The sequence below is a fragment of the Porphyromonas sp. oral taxon 278 str. W7784 genome (assembly GCF_000467855.2).
In the GTDB taxonomy this organism is placed as follows: Bacteria; Bacteroidota; Bacteroidia; order Bacteroidales; family Porphyromonadaceae; genus Porphyromonas.
The window spans coordinates 469,266-469,788 of the sequence record NZ_KI259258.1; the positions used below are offsets into that span (position 1 = coordinate 469,266).

The following is a 523-nucleotide window of genomic DNA, read 5'->3' on the forward strand; positions in this document are numbered from 1 at the left end:
TCATCAACGACAAGCGTGTCCGTCTCTCGGGCACCGCGCTCATCGGCCTCCTCCGCTCCTACCCGCAGTCCGACCTTCAGGAGATCCAGATACTCACCACTCCGCCTGCTAAGTACGAAGCCGAGGGGAATGCAGGTGTGCTGAATATCATCCTCAAGAAGGCTAAGAACGATTTCTTCGGAGGAAGTATCGCTCCTCGCCTCAGACTTCGTAACGATAAGGTCCTGTATAGCCTCAATACCAACCTCAACTACAAGAAGGACAAGGTCACCGCTTATCTCCAGCTCGGAGGAGGCTCTTCAGGCTATGATGGTCGCCTAGATACCTACCGCACCTATCCCAAGCAGGGCACTTTCCATTCAAGTGAGACAGCCTACTCGGGGCAGGGGCCTTACTTCAACTTCCGTGCGGGGCTAGACTATGCCTTCACTCCTGAGCTCTCCATGGGGGCGAGTATATCCTACAGCCCACAGAAGGAAAATTCTCGACGGGAGAATGATAGCCGAGACTATCGCATCCTCTC

General features: G+C 54.5%; 1 pseudogene. It reads left to right on the forward strand.

Annotated features, from left to right (window positions below):
* A pseudogene (locus HMPREF1556_RS08765) lies at positions 1-523 on the forward strand (carboxypeptidase); the annotation flags it as partial.